Origin of the sequence: Amycolatopsis sp. SID8362, assembly GCF_010550475.1 — a bacterium.
GTDB lineage: Bacteria > Actinomycetota > Actinomycetes > Mycobacteriales > Pseudonocardiaceae > Amycolatopsis > Amycolatopsis eburnea.
On record NZ_JAAGNB010000696.1, the window covers coordinates 1 to 5,262 of the forward strand.

A 5,262-nucleotide genomic window follows, 5' to 3' on the forward strand; every position below is an offset into this window, starting at 1 on the left:
GCTCGGCGCGGGCGGGTCCGGCGCCGCCCAGCTCGGCGAGCGCCTGTTCGCGAAGGCCGGAGTCGCGGTCGACGCCCGGCACCTGCTGTTCGACGACGCCGTCCGCGCGCTGGCCGGCCGCCGGATCGACGCCATGCTGTGGTCCGGCGGGGTGCCGACGCCCAAGCTCGCCGACCTCACCCGCACCACCCCGATCGCGCTGCTGCCCCTGGATTCGGTGGTGCCCGCGCTGCGCGCCGCGTACGGCCCGGTCTACGACCAGGTCCAGGTGCCCGACGGCGCGTACCGCGGGGTCGGCGCGCTGGGCACGATCGGCGTCGCGAACCTGCTGGTCTGCTCCCCCGCCCTGCCCGACGACGTCGCGGCGGCGGTGGTCCGGCTGCTCGTCGAACGGGCGACCGCGCTGGTACCCGCCGAAGCCGTCGGGACGCAGTTCCTCGACGTGCGCACGCTGATCGGCACGCAGCCGGTCCCCCTGCAGCCGGGTGCGGCGGCCGCTTACCGGGCGCTGCACGGCTGACCGTAGATTGGGTTCGTGACCGAACCCCGCCGCCCGATCGTCGAGATGCCGCTGCGCGTGCGCTACCACGAGTGCGACGGCCAGGGCATCGTCTTCAACGCCCACTACCTGGCCTATGTGGACATGTGCGCGTTCGAGGCGGAGAAGGCGCTGTTCGGTTCGCACGACGAGTTCCTCGCCCACCGCACCGACGTCGTGGTCGCGGAGGCGAACCTCAAGTTCCGCGCACCCGCGCGCTACGACGACGAGCTCGTCGTTTCGCAGTACCTGAACCACCTCGGCACGACGTCACTCATCTTCGACTTCGAGATCCACCGCGGCGAGACGCTCATCCAGACCGCGAATGTCCGGTACGTCTTCATCGACCCGGCGACGCTGCGCCCGGCGGCCCCGCCGGACGCGGTCCGCAAGATCTACGCGGCGCTCCTGGAAGGCTGAGCCGTGTTCCGCGTTCTCTTCTACCACCCCGAAATCCCGCCGAACACCGGCAACGCGATCCGCCTGGCCGCCAACACCGGCTGCGAGCTGCACCTCGTCGAACCGCTCGGGTTCACGTTGGAGGACAAGCAGTTGCGCCGCGCCGGGCTCGACTACCACGACCTCGCCCGGGTGCACGTCCACGCTTCCCTGTCCGCCGCTTGGGAAGCGCTGCTGCCGGCGAAGGTGTACGCGTTCAGCGCGTCGGCGACCCGGCTGTACACCGAGGTCGCGTATGCACCGGGTGACGTGCTGCTGTTCGGGCCTGAGTCGGTCGGGTTGCCGGCGTCGGTGCAGGAAGCGCCCGAGGTGACCGAACGCGTGCGGCTGCCGATGCTGCCGACCAGCCGGTCGCTGAACCTGGCCAACACCGCGGCGATCACGGTCTACGAAGCCTGGCGGCAGAACGGCTTCGCGGGTACTTGATCGACGTCCGGTAGGTTCGCCGGATGCGACAGCAGTTCCTGGGGGCGCTCATCGGCGCCGCGTTCGGTGCCGTGTTCGTCGTGGTCAACTCCGGTCCGCCGCTGCCCGCGGCGCTCGGCTGGGTGCTGCGTGCCCTCGCCGTGCTCGCGCTCGCGGCCGTGGTGGTGCTCGGCCTGCGCGCGGGCGGGCGGCCGACGCTCGAGGGACGGCCGGTGTTCGGGCCGAGCTACCGGGTGATCGTCATCGGCGAAGTCGTGCTGCTGGTCGCCGGGTTCTTCGTGCTGACCCTGCTGGAAGCGCCGGTGGAGGCCAACGTCGCCTGGATCGCCACGATCGTCGGGCTGCACTTCGTCGCGCTGGCCTGGGCGTGGAAGACGCGGTCGATCCTGGTGGTCGGCGCGGTCCTGACCGTGCTCGGCGTCGTCGGTCTCGCCCTGCTCGGGAGCGCCGCGGAGTGGGTTCCCTTCGTCAGCGGCGTCCTCTCCGGGGTGACCCTGCTCGGCGGAAGCCTGCACGGCGTCCGCCGAGCTTGAGTCACGGGAGTCTCTGCCCGAAGAACAGGCTGGCCGCCGCGCCGATCATCAGGATCAGCGTGCCCACGACCACCCACGGCTTGCTCGCGTCGGCGTCCTTGATCTCGTAGCCGATCTGCTCGCCGAGGTCCGCGTAGACCTTCTTCAGCTCCTCGGCGCTGGCCGCCTTGTAGAAGTCGCCGCCGGAAAGCCGCGCGATCTCGCGCAGCGACTCGTCGTCCACGCTCACCGGCTGGGCCTTGCCGTCGATGTCGACCGAGCCGTGCGTGGTGCCGAACGAGATCGACGAGATCGGGACGCCCGCCTGCTTCGCCGCCTGCGCCGCCGTGTAGCCGCCGCGCGCCGCGTACAGGTCCTCCGGCACCGTCTGCTTGCCGTCCGACATCAGCACGATCCGGGCCGGCGGCGGTCCGTCGGCGCCGCCCACGACGGTGGAGAAGCTCTCCACCGACTGCAGGGCCGCGAAGATGCCCTCACCGGTCGCCGTCGACTGCGCCAGCTTCAGGTTTTCGATCGCCTTGATCACGCCGTTGCGGTCCGTCGTCGGGTTGACCAGCACGGTCGCCGTACCCGCGAACGAGATCAGGCCCAGGTTGATCCCCGGGGTCATGTTCTGCGCGAACTGCGTCGCCGCGTCCTGCGCCGCCTTCAGCCGCGTCGGGGCGACGTCGGTGGCCTCCATCGACAGCGACACGTCGATCACCAGCATCACGGTGGCCCGGTTGCGCGGCACCTTCTGCTCGGCGGTCGGCCCGGCGAGCGCCACGGTGAGCAGCAGCAGCGACAGCACGATCAGCACCGCCGGCACGTGCCGGACCCAGCCCTGGCTCTTCGGCGCGACCCGCTCCAGCAGGTCGAGGTTCGCGAACCGCATGGTCCGCTTCCGCCGCGCCCGCTGGGCGAGCACGTACCCGACGGCGACCGCCGCCACGGCGATCAGGAGCAGGAACCACCAGGGCGCGGTGAAGCCCGTCAAACTCACGCGACACCCCCGGACCAGCGCCGCTTTCGGGCGACGACGAACCGCACCATGTCGGCGATCCAGTCGGCGTCAGTGCGCAGCGTCAGGTGCGCCGCACCCGCGCGGCGCAGGCCGGCCGCCACCTTCTGCCGGTGGGCGTGGGCCGCGGCCCCGAACTCCTTGCGCAGCAAGGCCGAAGCGTGCACTTCGCGCTGTTTCCCTGTCTCCGGGTCGGCCAGCACGACGGTGCCCACCTCGGGCAGGTCGACGTCGCGCGGGTCGAGGACTTCGATCGCGATCAGTTCGTGGCGCCCGCCCAGCGCGCGCAGTGGCCGCTCCCAGGACGTGTCGCCCAGGAAGTCGGAGATCACCACGGCCAGGCCGCGGCGGCGCGGCGGACGACGCAGCGCTTCCAAAGCGGCAGCGAAATCACCGCGAGTGCCCTCGGGCGCCCGCGGGGTCTCCGCCAGCTTCCGCACCAGGCCGCGGGCGTGCGCGAGGCCGCCACGCGCCGGGATGCGGGTCGTGTCGGCACCGGTGGAGATCAGCGCGCCGATCCGGTTGCCGCCGCCACCGGTGAGGTGCGCGACCGCCGCGACCGCGCAGACCACCAGGTCGCGCTTCTCGCACAGCGCCGTGCCGAAGTCGAGGCTGGCCGACAGGTCGGCGACGACCCACGTCTCCAGCTCGCGGTCGGCCACGGTCTCGCGGATGTGCGGGGTCGTGGTGCGGGCGGTGACCGCCCAGTCCATCCGGCGCACGTCGTCACCGGGCTGGTAGGGACGCGCCTCGCCAGGCTCGGAGCCCGGCCCCGGCACGAGGCCGAGGTGGTTGCCCTGCAGCAGCCCGTCGAGCCGGCGGCGGACGTCGAGCTCCAGGGTCCGGAGCCCGGCCTCCATCCGGTCGCCGCGCAGCACCGGCGGCGCCCACGAAGGGCGGTCGCCCTTCTCGTTCTTCGCCATCGCCGGGTTACCTGACCGGCGCGCCCGCCGGGACCGGGCCACCCTGGCCGGCCCCGCCCTGCGGCCGGGCCGAGACCTGCGGCAACGGCACGGTCTGCAGCACGCGCGTGATGATGTGGTCGATCGGCACGCCGTCGGCCAGCGCGTCGTAGGACAGCACGAGCCGGTGGCGCAGCACGTCCGGCACGACGTCGACGACGTCCTGCGGCAGCACGTAGTCCCGGCCGCGGACCAGGGCCAGCGCCCGCGCGGCGGCGATGATGCCGAGGCTCGCACGCGGCGAAGCGCCGTAGGACACCCAGCCGGCGACGTCGGCGAGGCCGTGCTCGTTCGGCGTGCGGGTGGTCAGCACCAGGCGCACGACGTAGTCGACGAGGGCGTGGTGCACGAACACCTGCGACGCGACGCCCTGCAGCCGGACCAGCTCGCTCGGGCTGAGCACCTCGTGCGGGGTCGGCGGGGCGACACCCATCCGGTAGATGATCTCGCGCTCTTCCTCGGCCGTCGGGTATTCGACGACGATCTTGAACAGGAAGCGGTCGCGCTGCGCCTCGGGCAGCGGGTACACACCCTCGTTCTCGATCGGGTTCTGGGTGGCCAGCACGAGGAACGGGTCGGGCATCGGGAACGTCTGCCCGCCGATCGACACGTGCCGCTCGGCCATCACCTCGAGCATCGCCGACTGCACCTTGGCGGGCGCGCGGTTGATCTCGTCGGCGAGCACGAAGTTCGCCACGACCGGACCGAGCTCGACGTCGAACCGCTCGGCGCCCTGGCGGTAGATGCGCGTGCCGAGGATGTCGGCGGGCACCAGGTCGGGCGTGAACTGGACGCGGGAGAACGAGCCCCCGACGACGCGGGCGAAGGTCTCGACGGCGAGGGTCTTCGCCACGCCGGGCACGCCTTCGAGCAGCAGGTGGCCCTTGGCCAGCAGCCCGACCAGCATCCGCTCGACCAGGCGGTCCTGGCCGACGATGATCCGCTTGACCTCGAACACGGTCCGCTCCAGCAACTGGGCGTCCCGGGCCGGTGTCGCCTGCTGGCCGTTCCCGCCCTCGGCGTAGCCGGGCTCGGTCACTCTGCCTCCTCGAAAGTTCGTGCGCCGCCCCCGCGACGGTGATCACGCGGTGCGACCGTACTGCGTCCCCCGGCCGTTCGTCTCATCCGGCACGCGAACGCACGGCTTGCCCCGGGAGTAGCCAACACCTTCCCCGGTGTGACATCTGTGAAGCTGATCCGGTTCCCGGGTTCAGCGGTGCCGCTCAAGATCCTCGGGCGTGTCGATATCGTCCGATTCGCCCCGTTCGGCCGGCACCTCGGTGACGCTCAGTCCGCCCAGCACCCGCCGCAGCGCGGCGTTCTCCACCTGCTCGGGCAACGCCG

7 protein-coding genes and 1 pseudogene are annotated in these 5,262 nt (G+C 71.9%); 4 read left to right on the forward strand and 4 right to left on the reverse strand.

Annotated elements, in window-relative coordinates; translation table 11 throughout:
- The 4 genes from G3I65_RS21510 to G3I65_RS21525 all read left to right on the forward strand — a co-directional run.
- Window positions 1-520 (forward strand): TAXI family TRAP transporter solute-binding subunit (locus tag G3I65_RS21510; RefSeq protein ID WP_275940160.1); only part of this gene is annotated, 520 nt, incomplete at its 5' end.
- Between the two features lie 15 nt (window positions 521-535).
- Window positions 536-958, forward strand: a complete 423-nt coding sequence (locus G3I65_RS21515) for a thioesterase family protein (protein ID WP_160697707.1) — start codon at window positions 536-538, stop codon at window positions 956-958.
- 3 nt (window positions 959-961) lie between these two features.
- The gene (locus G3I65_RS21520) at window positions 962-1,423 is read left to right on the forward strand and encodes a tRNA (cytidine(34)-2'-O)-methyltransferase (protein WP_160697708.1); all 462 of its coding nucleotides are present in this window, start codon (window positions 962-964) and stop codon (window positions 1,421-1,423) included.
- 23 nt (window positions 1,424-1,446) lie between these two features.
- Window positions 1,447-1,956 carry a hypothetical protein gene (locus G3I65_RS21525; protein ID WP_160697709.1) on the forward strand — a complete coding sequence of 170 codons (510 nt, stop codon included), beginning with the start codon at window positions 1,447-1,449 and terminating at the stop codon, window positions 1,954-1,956.
- A gap of 1 nt (window position 1,957) precedes the next feature.
- Here the strand turns inward: G3I65_RS21525 and G3I65_RS21530 are convergent, their stop codons facing one another.
- The 4 genes and pseudogenes from G3I65_RS21530 to G3I65_RS57430 form a co-directional block, all read right to left on the reverse strand.
- Window positions 1,958-2,938, reverse strand: coding sequence for a VWA domain-containing protein (locus G3I65_RS21530; protein ID WP_160697710.1), 981 nt, complete (start codon window positions 2,936-2,938; stop codon window positions 1,958-1,960).
- A complete protein-coding gene (locus tag G3I65_RS21535; protein WP_160697711.1) occupies window positions 2,935-3,879 on the reverse strand; it encodes a DUF58 domain-containing protein in 945 nt (314 codons plus the stop codon). Before G3I65_RS21535 ends, G3I65_RS21530 begins: the two co-directional genes overlap by 4 nt.
- 7 nt (window positions 3,880-3,886) lie before the next feature.
- Complete coding sequence (locus tag G3I65_RS21540; protein ID WP_160697712.1) at window positions 3,887-4,957, reverse strand: MoxR family ATPase; 1,071 nt, start codon at window positions 4,955-4,957, stop codon at window positions 3,887-3,889.
- Between the two features lie 171 nt (window positions 4,958-5,128).
- A pseudogene (locus G3I65_RS57430) lies at window positions 5,129-5,262 on the reverse strand (molybdenum cofactor guanylyltransferase); the annotation flags it as partial.